This window comes from uncultured Holdemanella sp., from assembly GCF_958348295.1.
Taxonomy (GTDB): domain Bacteria; phylum Bacillota_I; class Bacilli_A; order Erysipelotrichales; family Erysipelotrichaceae; genus Holdemanella.
In genome coordinates this window covers 1-23,188 of the sequence record NZ_CATVYQ010000037.1, presented here as the reverse complement: position 1 = coordinate 23,188, position 23,188 = coordinate 1, and the positions used below count along the sequence as shown (strand labels likewise).

The following is a 23,188-nucleotide window of genomic DNA, read 5'->3' as shown; positions in this document are numbered from 1 at the left end:
TCGATTGGTGTTTTTTATCAACATTGATGTATTAATTTTCTAATGTATTATACAACAAGAAGAAAAATAAAAAACAGCCATTAAGGCTGTATATTGTTTAAGTGGTGCCGACTATAGGAATTGAACCCACAACCTACTGATTACAAGTCAGTTGCTCTACCAATTGAGCTAAGTCGGCATAATTAATGTGGTGCAGAGAAAGGGATTTGAACCCTCACGCGATCTCTCGCACTGCCGCCTGAAGACAGCGTGTCTGCCATTTCACCATCTCTGCGACTGAGTGTATTATACTAAAAAAACAAACTATGCGCAACAAGAAAATGTGACCTTTTTAACAGTCACACTTCGAATATATATCAATTAGATTCAATAAGATTTCCACATTCTTTTCCATAGACTGAATGGGAACATACTCAAAACGTCCATGCGCATTTTCATATCCCGCTGATAAGTTAGGACATGGAAGCCCTCTATGAGATAAAGCAGACCCATCGGTTCCTCCTCTAAATGGTTCTGTTTGAGGAACAAGACCTACACTTTCGATGGCTTGTTTCAAATAAGGAATCATGAAAGGCACTTGATCAATCACTTCTTTTAAATTGCGATATTGAATTCTTTGCGTAATATCCACTGTACCTTGGCCATATTCTTTATTCAACATATCCACAATTACTTTTAATGTGTCATTTCGAATATCAAACTGCAAGCTATCATGATCACGAACATTGATTTCAATCTTGGCATACTCACAATCCCCATTAAAACTAACTATATGGTAGAATCCTTCTCTACCTTGAGTATATTGTGGTCTTTCTAATGCTGGTAGCTTATTTAAGAATTCATTTCCAATATCCACCGCATTTTTCATAATGCCCTTTGCGGTAGCTGTATGTACTGAAATACCATGGATTTCAATCGTTGAAAGACTCGCATTAAAGGTTTCATCCATATAATAGCCCAAATGATCTCCGTCTAAAGTATATGCGATGGGTGATTTAAAGCGTTTTAAATCCAAATCTTTTGCGAGTCCACTTACTTCTTCATCTGGTGTAAAAGCTACAGAAATAAAGTTATGTTTAATTTCTGGATGTTTCACTAAATATTCCAACAGTGTCATAACAGCTGCAATACTAGCCTTGTCATCACCTCCAAGTAGTGTTGTACCATCGGTTAAAACCAAATCCTGACCAATATATTGTTTCAGATTTGGAAATACTTTAGGCGACATCACAATATCTTTTTCTTTGTTTAAAACAATGTCATTTCCATCATAATTTTCTAGTACCCAAGGCTTTACATCTTTACCACTCGCATCTGGAGCTGTATCCATATGTGTCACAAAACCAATAGCTCTACCCGTTTTTACATTCGCTTCTAAAGATCCATATACTACACATGTATCTTTATCATAATATACATTAGTAGCCCCAATTTTTTGAAGTTCTTCATAGATGGCACTAGCTAAATCATGCTGACAAGATGTTGTTGGAACACTTGTACTATGTGGATTGGATTCTGTATTGATTCTTGCGTAACGCATCAATCTCTCTTTTACTTGTTCATAAAATTCTGTCATAAGGATTCTCCTTTTTTTGTATATTTTATTCTTTTTCAATGCAGATGAAAAGAAAAAAAGTACCTACGAGGACCATACAACAAAAAGAAATAACTCAAAAAATATAACCATAATCAAATAATCATAGCAAGAAAAACACAACTAAAAAAAGATGCATTTCTGCATGTACCAACATACAGATTTACATCTCTTTTGAATTTGAATATTTAACGAATATTTACAGACCCCAAACTAGGCCCCAAATGATTGCGCTAAAACCCTAAATGATTTTGGTTACCCTTTCCATAATCATAACTAGCACTTCTTTTTTCACTTTTTTATTTGAATTTTTACAAGTAACTTAGATGTCAAAGCCGAAGCTAGTAAAAAAGCGGTACATCCTGCTGTAAGTTTTCCAACGATCACAGGGACAATCATCTTTGGATTAACTCCTGCTGCAAAAGCAAGGTGATCTCCAAACGTAAATGATGCCGAAACAGCAAATGCAATATTTATGATTTTTGACTTTTCATTCATATCACCAATCATATTAAACATTGCTATATTGTTTGCCAAAGTTGCTATTAACCCTGCTGAGCCTACTTCATTCATTCCAAATGTTTTTCCTACTTTTGATAAAATACTACCAAATGTTTTTGTCATCCATTTCACCATTGGAAAAGCACCTATTAAAATAGTTCCGATCTGTCCACAAATTAAAAAAGAATTTTCAAGCGGGATTGTACCGTTAGAATCTTCTTCTACCATAACCCGAAACAGGGGAAAATGAATTCCTGTTTGATATTCAAACACTGCAATTGCTATAAAAATTGTAATTAATATCTTCAAACCTGTTCCAAATTTTTGAAATCTTTTCAGCATTTTTTCTGGCCAGACCCAAAGACCAATTACAATCAGCGCTGCCATCAAAATTACTGGAAGCATATTCCTAATGATCGATAAAAGACTCATCTTATAAGACATAAAATTCATTACAATTCCTCCGACCAAACATCCGATAGGTATTGTTATTATTCCTGCCAAAACACCTGCACCAAGATAAGGATAATCTTTTTCTTTCATCAAGGACATTCCTACTGGCAAAGTAAAAACTAACGTTGCTCCTAACATATTTGCTACTAATAACCCTGAGAAGTTTCCTACCGCATTATTCCCTGCAAGTTCCATTGCCAAAGGATATCCCCCTGTATCACTTGCAAGTAAGGTTCCCGCAAACATAGATGCATCAGCTCCTATCAGCTGATATATAGGTACAACAATTGGTTTTAGCACTATTGCTAAGACTGGTGCCGCCGCAATTACCCCTGCCATTGCCAGCATCATCGGTCCTATTGCATGAAATCCTTCCTCGAATTGTTGTCCATATCCCCATCGGTTTCCTTGGATTCTATCAACTGCTCCGATAAGCATAAAGATCATCATTATGAAAATAATTATCGAGTTCACAGACAAATTATTTATCCACATCTGTATACTTTCTATAAATTCACTCATATTTGTCTCCTCTGCAACACTTTATAAGGTTTCTTCTTCACATTTTACCATTTAAAAAAGGAGGTTCGGACTAATCCGCTCCTCCCCTCGCTGAAATAATTTCATCAATTATTCTCGACAGCTCTAATACCGTCTCGACACTATATTTACAATCACTTAATTCTTCTGGTTTTCCGTATCCATACTTACAACCAACAAATGGAATCTGATTATATCTGGCAGCCTCTTTATCATAACTTCGATCACCTACCATAACTGCAAGTTCTGGCTTTTCTCTCAGTAATAGTTCTTCCAGACTATACTTTTTGTTATTTTTTTCTGTAACCCCCTGGATCACATCAAAATAATCATTTACTTCTAATTTTCTTAAAATAACATCTAACTCCCATTTTGATGCATTAGAACAGATTGCCAACTTATATCCTTTTTCTTTTAACTCTTCTAACATTTGATGGATTCCTTCAAATGTTTTTGCTGACTCTTTCATTCCATCAATCCAATATTTCTGAATTAATGTTTTGAATATCTCCACTTTTTCAGATTGATTCTCTCCAAAGAAATATCTTACATCCTGCTCAAATGGAGCCCCGATCCGTTCTATAAATTCTTTATCCGAAAACCCAGTTTTTCCTACTTCTTCCAAGGCTTTTCTATATGCCTTTACTGCATATACTTCTGTCTTATTGATTGTGCCATCTACATCAAAAATAACAATTACTTTAGAAGATTCCAATTGCACATCCTAAAATGCATAAGACAAATATGCCAAGTATAATATAAATTGTCTTAACATTTTTATTGAACAGGGCTACACAAAGGAATGTGGCTCCTAACGGAAGAATTCCCGGGAAAATCTGATCGAAAATTGATTGTAATGTTGTTTCAGTTCCTGCCAATGTAAAACTTAGGGTTGTTTGTAACGAGACCATCGTTCCTATCATTGCACCTATTACTGTCATACCAAGAATGGATGCCCCCATGGAAAGCTTGTCCATCAAATGATTTTCTTCTGAATTCTCAAGGAATTTTGTTCCCATCTTATATCCATACTTTCCACCAAGAATTTTCGTAATAAAATGAATTGCTGTATATAACAGGAAGTAAATCACTGCGCCAAGAATGTTTCCGCTTTTTGCAAGCCCAATTCCAATTCCTGCGGCAATTACTCTAAATGTTCCCCAAAAGAAGGAATCTCCTATTCCAGACATAGGTCCCATCAGACCAACCTTTACATTATTAATAGAAGATGTATCAAAAGTATCTGATTTTGCATTTTCTTCTTCCATTGCCACACCAAGTGTCATAAGGAATGGAGAAACATGTGGAGTTACATTGAATGTTTCTGTATGTCTTTTCAACGCTGCATAAAAATCATCATCATTTGGATATATTTTACGCAATGGCTTTTCAATTGCATACATATATCCATACGCCATCATTTTATCAAAAGACCATGATCCCTGAATCGTAAATGATCTCCAGAAAATACTTCTATAATCCTTAGGAGTCATGATTTCCTTTTTTTCATTTATTTTGTCTAATTCTGTTCTTTTATTTTCTTCCATTAGAAATCATCCTCCTCTTCAAATTGCATATTATTTACTACAAGAAATGCGATACATAATCCTACAACTGCAACACCAATCACATCCATTCCAAGGTACATAACTGCTACAAATCCAAGGAAAAGGTATGGAAGTATTTTATTGTTAGACATAATTTTAATCAAAAGCGCAAGTCCTACACAAGAAAGTACTCCTGCTGCAACATTAAATCCATTCAGTACCACCTTAGGAATCATATTCAGTACACTATTAATTCCATCAGCACCGAAGAATAACGCGATGAAAACCAAAAGTGCTGAAGGGATTCCAATTGACAGTGGCACTACTGTTAAATGTAACAGGTTTGCTTTTTTCAGATTTCTCTCATCAAGTGCTCTTTCAATCTGTTTTCCTGCCCAACTTCCAGGAATCGCGTAACAGAAGTTTCTCCACAGCTGCAGGAATACAGACAGTGGTAATGCAAGTGCTACAGCTGCTCCTGTTCCTGCTCCTGTCTGAATTGCAATTGCAATACTTAAAATACTAGAAGCATATACTTCCGGTGGAACAGCACTTCCAACCATAATAGATCCCATAAACATTGATTCCAATGTTGCTCCAATAATTACACCTGTTTGAAGATCTCCCATAATCAGACCTACAATTGGACCTGTAAACAACGGTCTAGCCATCATAGATGCTCCAAACAACTGCTCATCCATTGCTGCAAGAAGAGCGACAATAGACACAAGAATTGCCGGTATTAACATGATATTTCCTCCTTCTAACTACTATAACGGTTTAGATTAAACTTTCTGCCATGACTTTTTTATCTGTAGGAACAGCTCTACATTCAACTTCTGCACCTGCCGCAACCATCTCATGAATCTGTTCTTTCTCTTTTTCAGATACTGCAAGAGACGGAGTGATCATTGTTCTTTCACTTGTCAGTTTCATATTACCAAGATTAACGTGATCAACATCTTTTACATTTTTCACTAGTTCTAACGCATCTGATGTATTATCAACAATCAGAAACAGCTTATATTTATCCGTCTTTGTTCCATTCAACAACGTAATCGCATCTTTCAGTGTTTTTACAACAAACTTCACGCCCGCCGGAGCAGCCATTTTCAATGAAGTGCTACGGAGTTTATCTGCTGCCACTGCATCATTTACTATCAGAATACAATCTGCTTTCAATGAATTTGTCCATGCAAAAGCAACTTGTCCATGTATCAATCTCTCATCTACTCTTAATAATTTAATCATTAGAAATCCTCCTCTATATCGCTATTTTCTTCAATCATTTTATTCAGATCTACAATTCCTTCTCTTCCCATCTGAATTGCATTTTTTATCAATTCATCTGTTGAAACATCTGAATTCAAATCCTGTGCCAGACTGATCAGTAAAGGAAGATTCAACCCTGTTATAATATGTACCTTCTCAGATTGAATGTATGAGGAAAACACATTAGCGACGCTTCCACCCATAATATCTGCAACAATAATCAGTTCATCTTCTTCATCCAATTCATGAATTTTCTTTTCTGCTTCTTTCTGCATATCAAACCCTGGTTCAACATATGCACTAATTTCTGAAATATCTTCATTTTCACCCATGATTAATTTTAATGTCTCCATAATCCCTGATGCAAATCTTTCATGAGTTGCTACTAATAATTTCCTCATACTATTCACTTCCTAATCTCATCTTAATTTTAGTACTTTACTGTTCTGTAATATCTTCTGATTTCCAGACTATGATTTCTTACATGCTCAAAATGTGCGCTAACTCTTTCAAGCTGTGCAGCCATAACAAGTGGTGAAACAAGTCCTCTTACGCTTGGATCAACTCCTTTAAGTTCATAATCCTTTGTATCCCATACCTGAACTACATCTGAATATTTTCTTACAAATTTTTCAACACGATCAAGTAATGGTCTTGTCTCATCTTCACCTTTGAAAAGCATAAAGCTCATATCTTTTTCAGTCATTTCCACTGTTCCATGGAAGAACTCTGCTGCATGGATAGATTTTGTTGCGATCCACTGCATCTCTTCAAGTACGCACATTGCGAAGCAATATGTTTCTCCCCATGTGTTTCCAGCTCCTACACACATATGGAATTTTGTATCTTTATGTTTCTCTGCAAATGCAAGAGCACGCTCGTCATTATCTTCTCTTACTTTCTGAAGTACTTCCGGCATCTGTTTCAGAGCATCAATAAACTTTTCATACTCTGGAAATTCTCCGTTGTTTTTCATGAATCTTGCACCCAGTGCAAAATACTGAATATAAATTTCTTCAACAAGATCATCATTGGATGCTGTTCTGTTTTCAAACACATAATCTGCATACTCAGTAAGTGGGCATTCCTTTTCACCTACAAGAACGATTACTGTTGCACCAACTTCTTTTGCATATTTTGCTGCATTGATTGTCTCTACTGTTGTTCCTGAAAGAGATGCTGTAATTACAACAGAATCTTTTGTGAGTTGTTTTGGTTTGGCTGTAACTAGTTCTGCTGCAATTTCATAATACCAAGGAATTGTTGAATTTGTCTTAATGAGATAAGATAATGGGCTTGCCATCGCATAAGTTCCACCAGTTCCCACAAGATAAAGGTTCTTATATCCCTTCTCACAAATAGCATCTACTGCCTGATTGATTTCTTCAATATTGTTTACTGCCTGAGTTAATACTTCATTGTAAGTTTTGTCTTCATATCCGTACATGTTCTGATTCCTCCATAATCGAAATAATAATTTTAACTTTATGCGCATAGCTTAGTGCTGCAACCACTTCGCACTTTGAGTATACCACGCTATTTTTGCTGTGTCAACCACTTTTATTTTTTATTATACAAATTTTGCTTTTTAGGTTTCTTTTTCTATCCCGAGTTTGACAGTTGAAAAAGTAAAAAGTGCTAGAAAGCCTTTATTCAAGGTTTAATCTAGCACTTTCGTTTTTTGAAATGTTGTATGTGATTTCTATTTTGAAAATTTTTTTACTATTTTGTTTAAATCACTTGGTCTATAGTACTTTCTGTTTAGTTGTAGCTCGAAACATCTTTCTAATGCATCTAATGCCTGACTTCCACTATAGATGGATTTGTAGTACATGTCATCCATATTTACTACATTCATATTTCGTAATGTTTTTATTAGGTTTGATGTTGTTACATGAGTTAAGTTGTCATCCAACTTGCACTCCATAAGCCTGTATATAAGTAGTGCAGTGTAGCAGATCAAGAAATGTGCACGAATTCTTTCTGGCTTTCTCAAGAATACTGGTCTTGCATCGAAATTAGTCTTCATGATTCTAAAACAGTCTTCGATTTTGTATCTATTTTGAGCTACTGCTAGGATGTCTTTGGCTGAATCGTCAAGGTTTGTTGCGACGGCATAGAATCCATCGTATTTTTCTTCTTCATGGATTTTATCCATATCCAACACATAATTAGCTGTATCAGATGATGTATTCTTAAGGAATCGACGTATATCGTTGGGTCCTTTTTTTATCTTTTCAGGATCTTTAAGTCTTAATAACTTTTTAGCACGTTCAAGCTGTCTTTCGCGGATAGTCCTTTGGTATTCCATCATCTTTCTAGAGAAAGTGACAATGATATATTGATGTAATGTTCCTTTGGCTTTTACTTTTTTTGTTCGACCGTTCTTGTACACTTTTTCTTCATAAAGTCCTGTATCCATGGCCGTGTTGGCGGGAATCACTTTATAGGCAAAATCATTGTATAGACTTAGATTGTTTGCGTCTTTTTTATTAAATGTTCGCATTTCTTTCAATGTGATCGCATCGTCATTTGACAATAGACGGTAGTTTGAATCATTGAATACGATATCTTTGATCTCTTGCCCAAGTTTTTTTACTGACTGTGTAACGATATAAGCTCTACCACCCATATCATTGAATTTACGGATATTGTAGGATCCAAGTCCTGCATCCGCACAATATATGAACTTTTTGTTTCCGGTAATTTTTATAACTTCTTTTTCAAGTGGAACGGCAGTAAGCTGTTCATTTGTGTTTCCTGGATGAATACACATAGAAATAGGGATTCCACGGCTATCCATGATAAGCCCCATTTCAACAATAGGAGATGTCTTGTTTTCCTTACTGATTCCGAACTGACGAAGTCCAAGGATAATTTCTCCAGTAACTTCGTCAACAATCTCCTCATCAGGCTTTTCTGTTTCAAAGAAATAGTTTGTACAGTCATAGTACATAACTGAAGTATCTCGTTTAACGATGTTTTCGGAATTGTCAAAAAGATGTTTTAAATATTGGTCACTGTTTCTGTCTAGAATATCCAAGAAACGAATCATATGTTGGTATTCAACCTGAGGTTTTTCATAGTATGTATCAAGTTTATCGTATGTTCCATATTTACTGGCAGGATCCAGAATCCTTGCATAGGTAAGAAACTGACAGATTTTATTACAGTCGTAGGTGATCTTTCGGTCAGAAGAAACGGATTTAAAAAAATCAGACAGATTCAATTTGGCATAGATATCCTTAAGATACAGATATCCAATGTTCAAACTAGTAGAATTCGAACAAGGAGAATCAGTAGAAGGGATTCTTTCATTAAAGTCCATAGTAACAACGAATTCAGATCTGCCAGAACGATATTCCTCATTCATTTTTTTTACTTCGTTTTTAGCGTATTCCAAAGGATCATCCGTTATAAGAAGAAGTTCGGAATGTTTACCTAATCTTTTGATATTTTTGGTTGTCGTTTTTTTACCATTTCTAAATCCCTGCTGAATATAGTAAGTAGGATCTTTAAGTCTTTTATCATAATACAGTTTCATAGAAGCAGCCATCCTTTACAACTATCATATCACAATTACAACACATACAACAGTAAAAAATAAAAATTTGACGAAAAAAAAGCCGTACATAAACGACATTTGGCTATTTTAGCTATGAGCAAGTGTTAAGCCCCCAAATATACCACACTATTTTTTGTTATGTCAACCACTTTTATTTTTTGTTATACAAATTTCGCTTTTTAGGTTTCTTTTTCTATTTTTGTTTGGTATAATAAGCTCAGAAAACCTTATTTTTTACTTTTTGTGCTACACCGTGTCTAGTAATTCTGTTATTTTAGGAGATATAACTATGGATCTTTCATACCAACAACTTGCAGAAATTATACGAGAAAAAATCAACAGCAATGAATATGTTTTTGGTCTTGCTCTTCCTTCTGAGCGTGAATTAGCAAAATCTTTTGATGTAAGCCGTTCCGTAGTTCGCTCAGCAATTGAACAGCTGTGTACTGAAGGTATTTTAAAAAAATATCATGGAAAGGGAACTTACATTATGCTAAAAGATATTGATGATTCTTTCAAGCATTTTAAAGGTATGAGTGAGTTGCTAAAGAAATTCGGCTATGACTCTTCCAGTAAAATTTTAAATACAAGGACTCGAAAAGCCGGTTACAAATTTTCAAAGATTTTCAATGTATCAGAAGATACGGAGATTTTTCAGGTGCTTCGACTTCGTCTCGGAAATGAACAACCTATATCTATTGAAAATACTTATATTTTACATGACAGTATCCCTGATATTGAAAATATTGATTTTCAGATTTACTCTTTGTATGATCTTTTTCGAACCAATAATATAAAGATTCATGATATTAGCCATGCTTTTTCTACAACAAAAGTTCATAACACGGACGCACGTTTTCTTAATTTGGAAAATGATACTTCTGTTATTTACGTTGATATTACATCCTCGCTGATTGATAACCAGGTTGTCGAATATACGGAAGTTCTTGTACGGCCTGAATTCAGCAAATATTATACGGATGGCATTTTCAAAAACGGTATTTATCAAGTAAATGCACAGGTTGTTATATAATTTTTTAGAGAGGATTTACAACAATTATGCCTAAGATTTATCAGCTTCTAACAGATGAAATTGAAGAATTTGTTTTGCAATATATCAATGAACATCAATTAAAACCACATGACAAACTTCCAACTGAAAGAGAACTTTCCACATCGTTAAATGTAAACCGAATTACACTTCGTAATGGTTTGCAGAAACTGATCGACAAGGGAATTATCTATAGTCATCGTGGAAAAGGTTATTTTGTTTGTCCCAAAAAAATAAATCGGACATTGTGTTATTTCAGTTTTCCCGAAGCAGATAGTCTGTTAAAAGACCATTCTTATAAAGCCGAAGCTCAAAATTTCTTACCAACAATTATGAGCAATATTATTCATAATTTTTTATGTATAACAAATGATTATAATATTACTATTTCGTCTTCTCTTGAAAGTGTTGATGAAACAATCATCGCTTTTTCTTGTGATGCAATAAAAAATGAATATAATACCATTTACCCTAGTTTGTTTCAGATGAAAGAAATCCCACCAACCTTAGTACAATCTTTTTTCATACGAATTTATGAAAATGAGGCTCTTGATTCTTTATCTTTAATTACAAAGCAAACCTTAACTGAGCTTTTACAATTATCTGAAGAAGACACTTTACTTCTTGTAACAAACTTTATATCTGAAGATGATATTCCTATTGCCTGCACAGTTTCTGTATGTGTTGGAACTCGGTTAAACCTGATTGGAAATATTCATTCACCAAATTAAAAAAGAGAGATCACTGTGTGATATGCTCCCATAAGATAAAAGTCTGGACAAGTTCTGGACTCTTTTTTTATGGAAACAAAAAAAGACTGGAATTTTCATCCAGCCTTTGCCATTAGAATAATCCTACGATTTTACCGTCTTCATCCACATCCATGTCTAATGCACTTGGATGTTTTGGAAGTCCTGGCATTGTTAATACTTTACCTGTTAATGCAACAATGAAGCCTGCACCTAAACTTGGGCGTAATTCACGAACTGTAATTCTAAATCCTGTAGGACGACCCATTACTTTACCATCATCTGATAATGACATTTGTGTTTTAGCCATACAGATTGGTAATTTATCCCATCCTAATTCATTGAATTTCGCAATTTGTGCTTGTGCCTCTTCTGTAAAGTCAACACCATCTGCACCATATACTTTCTTGGCAATGGTTTCCACTTTTTCTTCAATTGTCTTATCCAAATCATATAATGGAGCATAGTTATTTTCTTGATCACATAACGCAACTACTTTATTCGCTAAATCAATAGCACCTTCGCCACCTTTAGCCCATACTTGTGATAATGACATTGGGTGGTTATTATCTTCACACCATTTTTCTAATGCAGCTACTTCAGCCGGTGTATCTGTCGCAAATTCATTGATTGCAACAATGTATGGTAAACCAAATTGTTGTACAGTATCAATATGTTTAGCTAAGTTTTCACATCCTGCAAGCATTGCTTCTACATTTTCTTCTTTTAGATCTTCTAAGGCAATTCCGCCATGTTGTTTTAAGGCACGAATTGTCGCAACAATCACAACCGCATTCGGTTTAAGATCAGCCAATCGACACTTGATATCCAAGAATTTTTCAGCTCCTAAATCCGCACCAAATCCAGCTTCTGTAACTGTATAATCTGCAAGTTCTAGACATGCCTTTGTGGCAATGACAGAGTTACATCCATGCGCAATATTCGCAAATGGACCACCATGAATCAATACTGGATTGTGTTCAAGTGTTTGAACAACATTAGGCAATACAGCATCCTTCATAACCATAGCCAATGCACCTTCAATACCTAGATCATGTACATATACAGGCTTATCATCATAAGTATATGCCACAAGCATTTTTCCAAATCTTTTCTTTAAATCCATTAAATCATCTGCCAAACATAAAGCTGCCATGATTTCACTTGCGACAGTAATATTAAATCCATCTTTACGTTCAACTCCATTGGCTTTTGCACCACAGCCAATTGTAATATTACGCAAAGTACGATCATTCATATCTAAACAACGTTTGAATGTTACTTTTTCAGGATCAATATTCAATTCATTTCCCTGATGAATCACATTATCTAAGCATGCACTAACTAAGTTATTGGCTGTCGTAATCGCATGCATATCTCCCGTAAAGTGAAGGTTGATATCTTCCATTGGTACAACTTGGGCATAGCCACCACCTGTAGCTCCACCTTTTAATCCAAATACTGGACCTAAACTTGGTTCACGTAAAGCCATCATCGTTTTCTTACCTAAACGATTTAAGGCATCCCCTAAACCAACTGTTGTCGTACTCTTTCCTTCTCCAGCCTTAGTAGGGTTAATTGCTGTGACTAATACTAATTTTCCATGAGGATTATTTTCAATAGATTTTAAATAGTCAAAGGACAATTTAGCTTTATATTTTCCATAGTGTTCCAAACTATCAGCAGGAATCCCAATTTTTGCGGCAACCTTTTCAATCGGTTCCATGACGCATTCTTGTGCAATTTCTAAATCTGTTTTAGCCATTTTACATATCCTTCTTTCCAATATCGTTTCTATGAAATAAATCTTTGCAGTGAATTTTTTCTAATTCTTTATATGTATGATCAAATGCAGTCTGTAAGTCATCCTCTAAAGTAACGACCATTAATACACGTCCTCCATCTGTGACTAATCCTTCATCTGTCATTTTTGTTCCCATGTGGAAAACTAAACCATCTACATCATCTACACCTGTAATCAAAGATCCTTTTGTAGAGCTTGCAGGATAGTTTGTACTTGCTAAAACAACACCATGACTAACTTTATCTGTCCATTTTAATTCAACTGGTCTATTGTCCATTAAATCTAAAATAGCTTGTACAAAATCACTTTCTAAACGAGGCAAAATAACTTCGGCTTCTGGATCTCCAAAACGTGCATTAAATTCAATGGTTTTGATGCCTTTTTCTGTCAACATCAATCCACCATATAAGAATCCAGTGAATGGAACACCCTCTTTAACCATAGCACTTGCCATTGGTTTCATAATCTCATTCATTGCCTCATCAATTATTTCAGAAGTAATCTTTTTAACTGGACTATAAGATCCCATACCACCTGTATTTGGTCCTTTATCTCCATCAAATACACACTTGTGATCTTGAGCTACTTCTAAAGGTACAACTGTTTCGTTATGCACTAAACAAATTAAAGAAAATTCAAATCCAAACAAGCATTCTTCAATAACTACTGAATTATTTTCAATCGCAAAGGCAATATCTAATGCTTCTTTAGCCTGTTCTAATGTAGAAGCTACTGTAACACCTTTTCCAGCTTTTAAGCCATCTTCCTTAATAACAATAGGAGCCCCTTGTTCTTGTACGTATGCCCATGCAGATTCTAAATCATAGAATGTTTTATAAGCTGCCGTTGGAATATTATATTTTGCCATGATCTTTTTGGCAAAATCCTTACTTGATTCGACTTGAGTCGCCTTTTTATCGGGCCCAAAAATCTTTAGACCTTCCTTTTTAAACGCATCTACAACACCTAGAGCTAAAGTTGCCTCAGGACCTACGATGGTTAAATCTACATTTCTTTCTTTTGCCAAAGTAACAAGACCATCTACATCGTTGTCTTTTACATTGACACATTCTCCAATTTTTGCCATTCCAGGATTTCCTGGAGCACAAATCAACTCATCACATAAAGCTGAACGTTTACATGCATACGCAAGTGCGTGTTCACGTCCGCCCTTACCGATAACTAGTATTTTCATTGCGTTTTAATCTCCTTTTTCTTTACCTTTCCATCATAACAGAAAAAAGACCATTATGGGTCTTTATTCACAAATTTTTTAACAGAAAAAGGGTAGAAATATACTTTCCACCCTCTATTTATTAAACTTTTAAGAATTGTGCTACATCTAACACGAAAATTGTGGCTCCACCAACAGTAACTTCCACAGGAAAACTTGCGTAACGCCCAATATCATAACTAGCTGTACTAGGTACAATTTCCGTTCGCTTACTTGAATATTCCTTGATGATATCAATAGCTGCTTCTACTTTTTCGTCTTCACAACCAATAATCAACGTTGTATTGCCTGCGCGAAGGAAACCACCAGTTGTTGCTAATTTAGTAACAGAAAAACCATTCTTATTTAGTGCATTGCTTGCCACTGGACTATCATCATTTGATAAAATTGCTAGGATAAGTTTCATAGTGCTTCCCCCACCTTTCTAAAGTTATTATATAAAAATTTATGCATAACTACAACACCCAAAAAGAATCAGAATCTTTATAACATTTCTATATATTTCATGTATAATAGATATAGATTTTAAAAGGGGATAAATATGTTAAGGGAATATTATTTTTTATATGTAAAAAAGACAGTGCAACATCTTTTGAGGTCATACAATGACTAAAAAAAGAAGAAGAATTACATTTGGCAATAAATTAATCATATTTTTATTTATATGTATTATTTTTCTACTATGTTTTGCATTTAAAAATCCTATTTTGCTATATTCTTCAAATCCAACAGTGGAATTAAATCAAAAATACGATCCAAAGACAAATATCCAACAAGTCTTTTTCCATTCGGATTCAAAGGTAAAAATTTCTGGAGATATCAATACGGAAAAAATTGGTGATTACACAATCACTTATCAAATAGGGGACTACAAAAAAACATGCAAAGTATCCGTAAAGGATGCTCTGGCACCAGAATTAAAAGTTAAATCCTATAAAACAGATATGAAGCAAACCATAAAACCAGAATTATTTGTTGAAAGTGTTAAGGATGATTCCAAGGTTTCTTTATCTTTTAAAAATAAACCTACGAAAGCTAAAAAACAAACTGTAGTCATTATCGCAAAAGATGAATATGGTAATAGTACATCAAAAGAGGCTGAATTAACATTGGCTAAAGACACCAAAAAGCCTGTTATAAATAAAAAAAGCATCACTGTTCATGCAAATTCAGAACCAAATTATAAGAAATCTATTCAAGTAACTGATAATTTAGATTCAAATCCAAAAGTTAAAATAGATGCTTCAAAAGTAAATATCAAAAAAGAAGGTACGTACAAATTATTTGTTACTGCAACGGACCGTTCAGGAAATAAAGCGAAAGCTACAATAAAAGTTATTGTAGAACACCCTCGCAAAGTAATATATCTAACATTCGATGATGGGCCTAGTGAAAATACAGATAAGATATTAAAAATCTTAAAAAAATATAAAATAAAAGCTACATTCTTTGTAACTGGAAATAATCCAGATTATAATAGTTCAATAAAAAAAGCAGCTAAACAAGGAAACACAATTGCACTTCATACATATACACATGACTATGCAACAGTCTATTCTTCAACTACTGCTTATTTCGAAGATTTACAAAAAGTTAGTGATATGGTTAAACAAATCACAGGTAAAGCACCTAAATATATTCGTTTCCCTGGCGGATCAAGCAACAAGGTTTCAATGAAATATTCTCAGGGAATCATGACCGCACTTACTAGTATGGTTCATGAAAAAGGCTATGAATATTTTGATTGGAATTGTACTAGTTCAGATGCAGCTGCAGCTACAGTTCCAACGCAAGATATCATCAATAGCTCGACAAATTGTGATTATGATCAAATTATGCTTTTATTCCATGATTCGTCTCCTAAAACAACAACGGTTGAAGCTTTACCAGCTATTATTGAAAACTATAAAAGCCGAGGATATGCCTTTAAAGCTATTTCAGATGATACTCCTGAATTCCATCATGGAGTCAATAACTAAGTCAGCAAATGCTGGCTTTTTTTATGAAAAAATCGAAGGAATTACCCTTCGATTACTGCTTTATAGTATTTTAATAAATCTTGCATCAATTCAATACTTTCTTCTACCTGTTGTTCGTTCATCACAACAACTTTTGTATAATTATGCAATAAAATTGGTCTAGAAACATTATATGTTTCAGCTAAATGGTTAACCCAGTCTTCAGCTTCTAAACCTTGCTGTTTTGTGATAACACCTTCTGATACAATTACACCTTTTACACCTGCAAGAGATACGGGAACACTCCATTTAATAAGACCTGCATGACAAGCATACTTTTGTGGTTCATTCGATTTTAAAGCTCCTGTATAATTTTCAAATGTACATTCATCACATTGGCGTAATGCAGATGAACTTGTTTTTAAACATTTACAAAAAAAGTTTTTCTCCTTCGCACTGCTAATTTCTGTTTCGTCTTGCACAAAATAGCATCTTAATCCAGTAATATGGTAATACGCATCCATTACCTTTTTGATTGCTTCTTTAGGCAACATAATATAACACCTCAAATCCTTTTCTCACCTTAATTAAATCACTTTCGGTGATCGATTTCAAGGAATTTGTAAGCCTTTTCAGTTATATTTTGAGCATTTTAAAACCAGATGTTTTCATCTGGTTGTATTAATTATCTTTTATTTTATGAAATGCATGCTGTGCTGCAATGGCACCATCATTACATGCTGTAACAACCTGCCTTAAATCTTTATCAATGACATCTCCTGCTGCATAAATACCAGGTATTTTTGTTTGACAATTCGCATCTACTACAACATAGCCACGCTCATTTAATATGCCTAAATCTTGTACACAATCCGTATTAGGATCTTGTCCAACATAAGGGAAGATACCTGAACATTCAACAACTTGTTTTTCATGAGTATCCACATTTTCAAGTTCAATACCCGATACTTTTCCTTCTAAACTAAGAATTTGAACAGGAATATGCTTCTTAATAACATGAATTTTCGCATTCTCTTCAATTTGCTTTTGAATATGCTCTTCTGCTCTAAAAATGTCTCTACGAATCACAATAGTAACACTTCGCGCAAGTCCTGCTAAATAAATAGATTCTTCTAATGCTGAATTTCCTCCACCGATAACAACAACATCTTTATCTCTAAAAAACGCACCGTCACAAACTGCGCAAAAAGAAATTCCATGACCAAGATTTTCTTTTTCACCAGGAATATCCAACAATCTTTCTTTTGTTCCTGTCGCAAGAATTACGGCTTCCCCACGTACTATATTTCCATCACTTAGATATACATTTTTATTTTCATCAATTTTATTAACTTCACCATACGCATATTCTGCTTGAAAAGAGGTAGCCTGTTCAAACATATCCATCGCAAGTTGCGTTCCTTCAATTTCTTTAACGCCTGGATAATTACTGATTTTATTTGTCTTAATCAACTTTCCTCCTGGCGCCCCATTTTCTAAAATCAATGTTTTAAGTCCTGCTCTTGAACCATATAATGCTGCACTCAATCCTGCTGGACCTGCACCAATTATCACCAAATCGTATTGTCGCTCCATATGTGATCCTCCTTACATAATGTCACTAACTGCATTAAATCATCAATAACTTTACATGGCTTTGCTTTTTCTAAGGCTTCACGTTGTTTTGAATCTATGCTAAATCCTACAGAATAAGCAGCCATATTTTTTGCGGCTAAAATATCCGCAACATTATCACCAACATAGATACAGTCATCATGACTAGTATGTAATAAGTTACATGCTTCAATCAAGCCAGATGCACTTGGTTTAGGTTCTGGTAAATTTTCTTTTCCCAACACAACATCAAAATACATGTCTAATCCTGATTGTTTTAATCCTCTTTTTACCACTTCAATACGTTTGTTTGAAACAACAGCACATTGTATATTTTCCTTTTTTAATCCTTCAAGCATCTCTTTGGCATGAGGGATTTCTTTTAATAAGTCTTTATGAAGCGATTTATTGATAGCTTGATAACGATCAATAATACTTTGAACTTGATCTTTTGGAAAATACTTTGAAAAAGTAACTTCAAGTGTGGGTCCAAAAAATGTATACAATTCTTCATTTGACAATTCATAATCTGGTTTAAGTTCTTTAAATACTCTTCTAAATGTTTCAAAAACCAATTGTTGTGAATCAATCAATGTTCCATCTAAATCAAATAACACAACAGGCTTTTTCTTCCAATGAAATGTTTTATGAAATACACCTATTAAGCCAAGACAACCAACAACCATTAAAGCTAAAGATACTAGTTGCGCTGTACGTAATCCAAATACCATTAATGAGTCTGTACGCATTCCTTCAATCACAAAACGTGTAATGCCATACCAAACCATGTACATAAATCCGCAGTCACCGCGTCTTTTATACCAATATTTACGGAAAATAAATGTAATAAACAAGAATCCTAATAGATTACATACACTCTCGAATAAAAATGTAGGCATACGGTATGCTCCATCAATAAACATTTGATTTTTAATAAATGCTGGATAATGCGCAAAGAAACTTTCGGATACGATTCCACCATAGGCTTCTTGATTCATAAAATTGCCCCAACGCCCAAATGCTTGTGCAAGTAAAACGGTTGGCATGATTAAATCAAACATTCTTAAAAATGAAATATTGCGTTTTTTAAAAAAGAATAAACTGAATATAAAACCTGCAATCAATCCTCCATGGATAGCTAATCCGCCATTCCAGATGGCAACAATTTCATTTATATGTTGAGAATAATAACTCCATTCAAAAATCACATACCAAGTTCTTGCTCCCAAAATTCCTATAAATAACATAGGAACGACATAATCGTCTAAAACCTCGGGCGCATATCCCCATTTTTTCATTGATTTTTGGCATAATAAATAGGCACACAATGCTCCTGTTAAAATTAAAACGGCATACCATGCAATTTCAAAAGATCCAAAAGAAACAAAAATTTTAGTGTTCGGAAACAGATGCATCAAATTCCTCCTTCTTGTTTTCGGATATTTGCGATAGTACTCGCTCTTCAAATTCTTTAGCTGAATCTAAGCCATCTTTCAACAATAAGAAGTTTGTTACGGCTGTTTCAATAACAGATGACATTGGTCGTCCTTGTGAAACTGGAATTGTCATCTTTAAAATTTTGATTCCTAGAATTTCATTATATTCCTTTTCTTCAATTCCAACACGATCATATTCATAAGAATCATTGAATGGTTCTAAATCGATTTGAAATTCAATTTGAGTTTCATGGGCAACAGCTCCTACTCCATACATGCGAGAGACATTGATAATTCCCACACCTCTAAGTTCCATAAAACCTTCAAGCATTGGTGTCGTTCTTCCTATCAATTCATCATGTATTTTGTAACAATCAATACGATCATCACCTACTAATTGGTGTCCACGTTTAATTAATTCCAACGCAATTTCGCTTTTTCCCATTCCACTTCTGCCTGTAATTAATACTCCTACACCAAATACTCGTACAAGTTCTCCGTGAATAACTACAGATTCTGCAAGACATTCATCTAAGTAGTTCGTAATACTTACGATTGCGTGGGAAGTTTGATGTTCTGTTTTAAATATAGGGAAGTTTTTGCGCTCGGCAATCTCTTTTAAAACAGGTGGACATTCATGACCATGCGCAATCACAATACATGGCGTATTATCTCCTGTTAAAAATTCAAAGGAACGACGTTGTGAAATTTCATCCATTTGTTCTTCAATATAACCGATTTCTTTATCCCCAAGCACTACGAGTCTTTTTGTTTGGGTATCTGGAAAATAGCCGGCTAATTCTAATCCCGGTCGATTGGTATCAGCTAGAACCAAAGGGCGATTTAACGAATTTGAATCTCCTGTCACAATAGTCCACATGAATTTTTTTGCTAAATCACGAACAATTACTTTTTCCATGGTCTCCTCCTTTTTCTAATAATGGTTTTAAATATTGGCCTGTATAGCTTTCTTTACATTCTGCAATCTTTTCCGGTGTTCCCGTACAAATGACAGTACCTCCACCTTCTCCACCTTCAGGTCCCATATCTATAATTTGATCCGCACATTTGATTACATCTAAGTTATGTTCAATAACTAATACTGTATCTCCATGTTCGACCAAACGTTGTAAAACTTCAATCAATTTTTTTACATCATCACTATGTAATCCTGTTGTAGGTTCATCAAGCACAAATAAAGTCTTGCCTGTTGCTTTCTTCTGTAGTTCACTAGCCAATTTAACACGTTGTGCCTCACCACCTGATAAAGTTGTAGCGCTTTGACCTAATTTTATATAAGAAAGTCCTACATCATTTAGAGTTTGTAATTTATGTTTGATTTTTGAAACATTGCTAAAGAATTCCAATGCCTCTTCAACCGTCATATCCAATACATCCGCAATTGTTTTACCTTTATAATGAACTTGTAATGTTTCTTCATTATAACGTTTTCCACCACATTGATCACAAGGTACATAAACATCTGGTAAAAAATGCATTGAAATACGCAAGATTCCATCACCTTGACATGCTTCACATCGTCCACCCTTCACATTGAATGAAAAACGTCCTTTATCATATCCGAGCATTTTTGCTTCTTTTGTCTGCGCAAACAAGTCACGAATATCATCAAATACCCCTGTATAAGTAGCTGGATTTGAACGTGGTGTCCTTCCAATTGGGTCTTGGCCAATCTCTACAATTTTATCAATATTTTCAATTCCTTGAATTTCTTTACATACTCCCGGTTTAATTCTTAAGCGTCCTAGCGCATGTTGTAAACCATGTGTTAAAACTTCTGTAACTAATGAAGATTTTCCACTTCCAGAAACCCCAGTCACAACCGTAAATGTTCCTAACTTAATCGTTACATTTACATTTTTTAAATTGTTCTGGCAAGCTTTTACAACCTTTAGCTTCTTACCATTACCCTTACGACGTGTCATAGGTACTTCAATTCTTTTGCGTCCACTTAAATAAGCCCCTGTAATCGAATTTTTATTCTGCATAATTTCTTCAGGTGTTCCAGCTGCAACGATTTGTCCTCCATGAACGCCAGCTCCAGGACCTACATCTACAATATAATCACTGGCTCGCATTGTATCTTCATCGTGTTCTACGACAATCAAAGTATTGCCTAAATCACGCATATCTTTTAATGCACCAATTAAACGATCATTATCTCTTTGATGTAATCCAATACTAGGTTCATCTAAAACATACATAACGCCAGTTAAACGTGAACCAATTTGAGTTGCCAAACGAATACGCTGTGCCTCTCCTCCTGATAATGTTGATGCCAAACGATCTAGTGTCAAATAACTTAGACCGACATGATTTAAGAATGAAAGACGATTTTTTATTTCTTTTACAACCAATTCTGCAATCTTAGCTTGCGTTGGTGTTAGTTCTAATTCATCCATAAACTGAATGGCTTCACGAATACTCATTTTTGTCCATTCGTAGATGTTTTTTCCACCCACAAGCACAGATAATGCCTGCTTATTTAAACGTGCACCATGACATTTTGGACATAGTGCATCGGTCAAGAATGATCCATACCATTCTCGTGACATGGTTGAAGTTGTTTCCATATATCTTCTTTCAATCATAGGACAAACACCTTCAATATATTCAAGCTTTGTCGAAACCGTTCCAGAACGAGAATTCAACTGATATGCGATTGGTACATCTGAACCATATAATAAATAGTTAAGTTTCTTTTTAGGTAGATCCTTGATTGGTGTATCCATATCAATTTCATAATATTTAATTAATGCATGAATTCTTTGCCATTCAAGATTCTCTGTATTCACAATATTTTTATAATAGTGAATTCCACCTTGGGCAATTGATTTTGTATCATCTGGAATTAATAAAGATAGATCTACTTTCTGTGTAATACCAAGTCCTTTACATTCTGGACAAGCTCCAAATGGTGCATTAAATGAAAATAATTTTGGTTCTAATTTAGGCACAGAAAAACCACAAATTTTACATGCATAATTGCTTGAAAATAAGGTTTCAGATTCTTTCGTTAATAAGATGGCTAAACCATCACTTAATTTTAATGCCGTTTCTAATGAATCATGAAAACGTGAACGATCTTCACTCTTTACAATACGATCCACTACAACATCAATAGTGTGTTTTTTATTCTTATCTAATGGTTCGAGCTCTTCAAGATATTTGATTTCGCCGTCAACACGAACACGAATATATCCTTCTTTCATTAGATTATCAATTAAATCTTTATGTGTACCTTTCTTTCCTTGAATTACAGGACTTAAAATAGTACATCTTGTTTTATCAGGTAATTCCATGATTTTATCAATCATTTCCTTAATTGTATTACCAGTAATTGGAATATGGTGATCAGGACAATAAGGTACACCTATACGTGCATATAATAAACGTAAATAATCATAAATTTCGGTTACCGTTCCTACAGTAGATCGTGGATTGTTTGATGTTGTTTTTTGATCTATAGCGATGGCTGGTGAAAGGCCATCAATTTGATCAACATCAGGTTTTTCACTATTACCAAGAAATTGTCTGGCATAAGCAGATAGAGATTCCATATATCGACGTTGTCCTTCGGCATATATTGTGTCAAAAGCTAAGGAAGTTTTTCCACTTCCAGATACGCCGGTCATAATGACTAATTTATCTTTAGGTATTTTTAAACTTATATTTTTAAGGTTGTTTTCACGAGCGCCTTGTATTGTTATATACTTTTGGTCCATAATAAACCTCCTATGCACATTATTATACCATAAACATTTAATCATTATTTATGAAATAATACGCAAGAGAAGGCAAAAAAAAAGGACCCGGCAGCTAGCTATCTTCGCAGGGGCAAGCCCAACT

General features: G+C 34.5%; 20 protein-coding genes and 2 tRNA genes. 3 read left to right on the top strand and 19 right to left on the bottom strand.

What is annotated here, in order from left to right; all coding sequences use genetic code 11:
- Nucleotides 1-102: 102 nt before the first annotated feature.
- The 11 genes from Q3907_RS07580 to Q3907_RS07530 all read right to left on the bottom strand — a co-directional run bounded on the left by Q3907_RS07580 (nt 103) and on the right by Q3907_RS07530 (nt 9,451).
- Nucleotides 103-178: transfer RNA gene (locus Q3907_RS07580), tRNA-Thr, on the bottom strand.
- Nucleotides 179-188: 10 nt separating this feature from the next.
- Nucleotides 189-274 (bottom strand) — tRNA-Leu (locus Q3907_RS07575).
- Nucleotides 275-331: 57 nt separating this feature from the next.
- Nucleotides 332-1,576: a peptidase T gene (gene pepT, locus Q3907_RS07570; RefSeq protein WP_301897859.1), complete on the bottom strand. Its 1,245-nt coding sequence runs from the start codon at nt 1,574-1,576 to the stop codon at nt 332-334.
- 309 nt (nt 1,577-1,885) lie between these two features.
- A complete protein-coding gene (locus tag Q3907_RS07565; protein ID WP_301897858.1) occupies nt 1,886-3,070 on the bottom strand; it encodes an ethanolamine utilization protein EutH in 1,185 nt (394 codons plus the stop codon).
- A 70-nt stretch (nt 3,071-3,140) separates the two neighbouring features.
- Nucleotides 3,141-3,803: an HAD family hydrolase gene (locus Q3907_RS07560; protein WP_301897857.1), complete on the bottom strand. Its 663-nt coding sequence runs from the start codon at nt 3,801-3,803 to the stop codon at nt 3,141-3,143.
- Nucleotides 3,790-4,635, bottom strand: a complete 846-nt coding sequence (locus Q3907_RS07555; RefSeq protein ID WP_117910082.1) for a PTS system mannose/fructose/sorbose family transporter subunit IID — start codon at nt 4,633-4,635, stop codon at nt 3,790-3,792. The genes Q3907_RS07560 and Q3907_RS07555 overlap by 14 nt, the downstream gene beginning before the upstream one ends.
- On the bottom strand, nt 4,635-5,384 hold the full coding sequence (locus Q3907_RS07550) for a PTS sugar transporter subunit IIC (RefSeq protein ID WP_301897856.1): 750 nt from the start codon (nt 5,382-5,384) through the stop codon (nt 4,635-4,637). The genes Q3907_RS07555 and Q3907_RS07550 overlap by 1 nt, the downstream gene beginning before the upstream one ends.
- Nucleotides 5,385-5,415: 31 nt before the next feature.
- The gene (locus Q3907_RS07545) at nt 5,416-5,886 is read right to left on the bottom strand and encodes a PTS sugar transporter subunit IIB (RefSeq protein ID WP_301897855.1); all 471 of its coding nucleotides are present in this window, start codon (nt 5,884-5,886) and stop codon (nt 5,416-5,418) included.
- A complete protein-coding gene (locus Q3907_RS07540; RefSeq protein ID WP_301897854.1) occupies nt 5,886-6,308 on the bottom strand; it encodes a PTS sugar transporter subunit IIA in 423 nt (140 codons plus the stop codon). Before Q3907_RS07540 ends, Q3907_RS07545 begins: the two co-directional genes overlap by 1 nt.
- Before the next feature lie 29 nt (nt 6,309-6,337).
- Entirely contained in the window at nt 6,338-7,354 is a 1,017-nt protein-coding gene (locus Q3907_RS07535; protein WP_217293447.1) for an SIS domain-containing protein, read from the bottom strand.
- Nucleotides 7,355-7,609: 255 nt separating this feature from the next.
- Entirely contained in the window at nt 7,610-9,451 is a 1,842-nt protein-coding gene (locus Q3907_RS07530) for an IS1634 family transposase (protein WP_301897853.1), read from the bottom strand.
- A gap of 310 nt (nt 9,452-9,761) precedes the next feature.
- Between Q3907_RS07530 and Q3907_RS07525 the strand changes: the two genes are divergently transcribed.
- Both Q3907_RS07525 and Q3907_RS07520 read left to right on the top strand, forming a co-directional pair.
- Complete coding sequence (locus Q3907_RS07525) at nt 9,762-10,505, top strand: GntR family transcriptional regulator (protein ID WP_301897852.1); 744 nt, start codon at nt 9,762-9,764, stop codon at nt 10,503-10,505.
- Between the two features lie 26 nt (nt 10,506-10,531).
- Nucleotides 10,532-11,254 (top strand): GntR family transcriptional regulator, encoded by a 723-nt coding sequence (locus tag Q3907_RS07520; RefSeq protein WP_301897851.1) that lies wholly within the window; start codon nt 10,532-10,534, stop codon nt 11,252-11,254.
- Nucleotides 11,255-11,366: 112 nt separating this feature from the next.
- Here Q3907_RS07520 and Q3907_RS07515 read toward each other — a convergent pair whose 3' ends face one another.
- The 3 genes from Q3907_RS07515 to Q3907_RS07505 form a co-directional block, all read right to left on the bottom strand.
- Nucleotides 11,367-13,037: a formate--tetrahydrofolate ligase gene (locus Q3907_RS07515; protein ID WP_301897850.1), complete on the bottom strand. Its 1,671-nt coding sequence runs from the start codon at nt 13,035-13,037 to the stop codon at nt 11,367-11,369.
- A 1-nt stretch (nt 13,038) separates the two neighbouring features.
- Complete coding sequence (gene purD, locus Q3907_RS07510; protein ID WP_301897849.1) at nt 13,039-14,271, bottom strand: phosphoribosylamine--glycine ligase; 1,233 nt, start codon at nt 14,269-14,271, stop codon at nt 13,039-13,041.
- A gap of 121 nt (nt 14,272-14,392) precedes the next feature.
- Nucleotides 14,393-14,716, bottom strand: coding sequence for a cyclic-di-AMP receptor (locus tag Q3907_RS07505; protein ID WP_003865930.1), 324 nt, complete (start codon nt 14,714-14,716; stop codon nt 14,393-14,395).
- Nucleotides 14,717-15,041: 325 nt separating this feature from the next.
- Between Q3907_RS07505 and Q3907_RS07500 the strand changes: the two genes are divergently transcribed.
- Complete coding sequence (locus Q3907_RS07500; RefSeq protein ID WP_301897848.1) at nt 15,042-16,289, top strand: polysaccharide deacetylase family protein; 1,248 nt, start codon at nt 15,042-15,044, stop codon at nt 16,287-16,289.
- A gap of 41 nt (nt 16,290-16,330) precedes the next feature.
- Here Q3907_RS07500 and Q3907_RS07495 read toward each other — a convergent pair whose 3' ends face one another.
- The 5 genes from Q3907_RS07495 to uvrA all read right to left on the bottom strand — a co-directional run bounded on the left by Q3907_RS07495 (nt 16,331) and on the right by uvrA (nt 23,064).
- Complete coding sequence (locus tag Q3907_RS07495) at nt 16,331-16,822, bottom strand: PocR ligand-binding domain-containing protein (protein ID WP_301897847.1); 492 nt, start codon at nt 16,820-16,822, stop codon at nt 16,331-16,333.
- 127 nt (nt 16,823-16,949) lie between these two features.
- Nucleotides 16,950-17,864 carry a thioredoxin-disulfide reductase gene (gene trxB / locus Q3907_RS07490; protein WP_301897846.1) on the bottom strand — a complete coding sequence of 305 codons (915 nt, stop codon included), beginning with the start codon at nt 17,862-17,864 and terminating at the stop codon, nt 16,950-16,952.
- Nucleotides 17,840-19,297 carry a prolipoprotein diacylglyceryl transferase gene (gene lgt, locus Q3907_RS07485; RefSeq protein WP_301897845.1) on the bottom strand — a complete coding sequence of 486 codons (1,458 nt, stop codon included), beginning with the start codon at nt 19,295-19,297 and terminating at the stop codon, nt 17,840-17,842. Before lgt ends, trxB begins: the two co-directional genes overlap by 25 nt.
- Nucleotides 19,275-20,237, bottom strand: a complete 963-nt coding sequence (gene hprK / locus Q3907_RS07480) for an HPr(Ser) kinase/phosphatase (RefSeq protein ID WP_301897844.1) — start codon at nt 20,235-20,237, stop codon at nt 19,275-19,277. The genes lgt and hprK overlap by 23 nt, the downstream gene beginning before the upstream one ends.
- The gene (uvrA, locus tag Q3907_RS07475) at nt 20,215-23,064 is read right to left on the bottom strand and encodes an excinuclease ABC subunit UvrA (RefSeq protein ID WP_301897843.1); all 2,850 of its coding nucleotides are present in this window, start codon (nt 23,062-23,064) and stop codon (nt 20,215-20,217) included. Before uvrA ends, hprK begins: the two co-directional genes overlap by 23 nt.
- Nucleotides 23,065-23,188: the final 124 nt, after the last annotated feature.

Excerpts from the sequence above, each read along its gene's own strand:
- Q3907_RS07505 (WP_003865930.1), bottom strand. The coding sequence starts at position 14,716 with ATGAAACTTATCCTAGCAATTTTATCAAATGATGATAGTCCAGTGGCA.
- Q3907_RS07515 (WP_301897850.1), bottom strand. The coding sequence starts at position 13,037 with ATGGCTAAAACAGATTTAGAAATTGCACAAGAATGCGTCATGGAACCG.
- Q3907_RS07540 (WP_301897854.1), bottom strand. The coding sequence starts at position 6,308 with ATGAGGAAATTATTAGTAGCAACTCATGAAAGATTTGCATCAGGGATT.
- Q3907_RS07550 (WP_301897856.1), bottom strand. The coding sequence starts at position 5,384 with ATGTTAATACCGGCAATTCTTGTGTCTATTGTCGCTCTTCTTGCAGCA.
- hprK (WP_301897844.1), bottom strand. The coding sequence starts at position 20,237 with ATGGAAAAAGTAATTGTTCGTGATTTAGCAAAAAAATTCATGTGGACT.
- Q3907_RS07520 (WP_301897851.1), top strand. The coding sequence starts at position 10,532 with ATGCCTAAGATTTATCAGCTTCTAACAGATGAAATTGAAGAATTTGTT.
- trxB (WP_301897846.1), bottom strand. The coding sequence starts at position 17,864 with ATGGAGCGACAATACGATTTGGTGATAATTGGTGCAGGTCCAGCAGGA.
- Q3907_RS07535 (WP_217293447.1), bottom strand. The coding sequence starts at position 7,354 with ATGTACGGATATGAAGACAAAACTTACAATGAAGTATTAACTCAGGCA.
- Q3907_RS07555 (WP_117910082.1), bottom strand. The coding sequence starts at position 4,635 with ATGGAAGAAAATAAAAGAACAGAATTAGACAAAATAAATGAAAAAAAG.
- Q3907_RS07545 (WP_301897855.1), bottom strand. The coding sequence starts at position 5,886 with ATGATTAAATTATTAAGAGTAGATGAGAGATTGATACATGGACAAGTT.
- Q3907_RS07530 (WP_301897853.1), bottom strand. The coding sequence starts at position 9,451 with ATGAAACTGTATTATGATAAAAGACTTAAAGATCCTACTTACTATATT.
- lgt (WP_301897845.1), bottom strand. The coding sequence starts at position 19,297 with ATGCATCTGTTTCCGAACACTAAAATTTTTGTTTCTTTTGGATCTTTT.
- Q3907_RS07525 (WP_301897852.1), top strand. The coding sequence starts at position 9,762 with ATGGATCTTTCATACCAACAACTTGCAGAAATTATACGAGAAAAAATC.
- Q3907_RS07565 (WP_301897858.1), bottom strand. The coding sequence starts at position 3,070 with ATGAGTGAATTTATAGAAAGTATACAGATGTGGATAAATAATTTGTCT.
- pepT (WP_301897859.1), bottom strand. The coding sequence starts at position 1,576 with ATGACAGAATTTTATGAACAAGTAAAAGAGAGATTGATGCGTTACGCA.
- uvrA (WP_301897843.1), bottom strand. The coding sequence starts at position 23,064 with ATGGACCAAAAGTATATAACAATACAAGGCGCTCGTGAAAACAACCTT.
- Q3907_RS07495 (WP_301897847.1), bottom strand. The coding sequence starts at position 16,822 with ATGTTGCCTAAAGAAGCAATCAAAAAGGTAATGGATGCGTATTACCAT.
- purD (WP_301897849.1), bottom strand. The coding sequence starts at position 14,271 with ATGAAAATACTAGTTATCGGTAAGGGCGGACGTGAACACGCACTTGCG.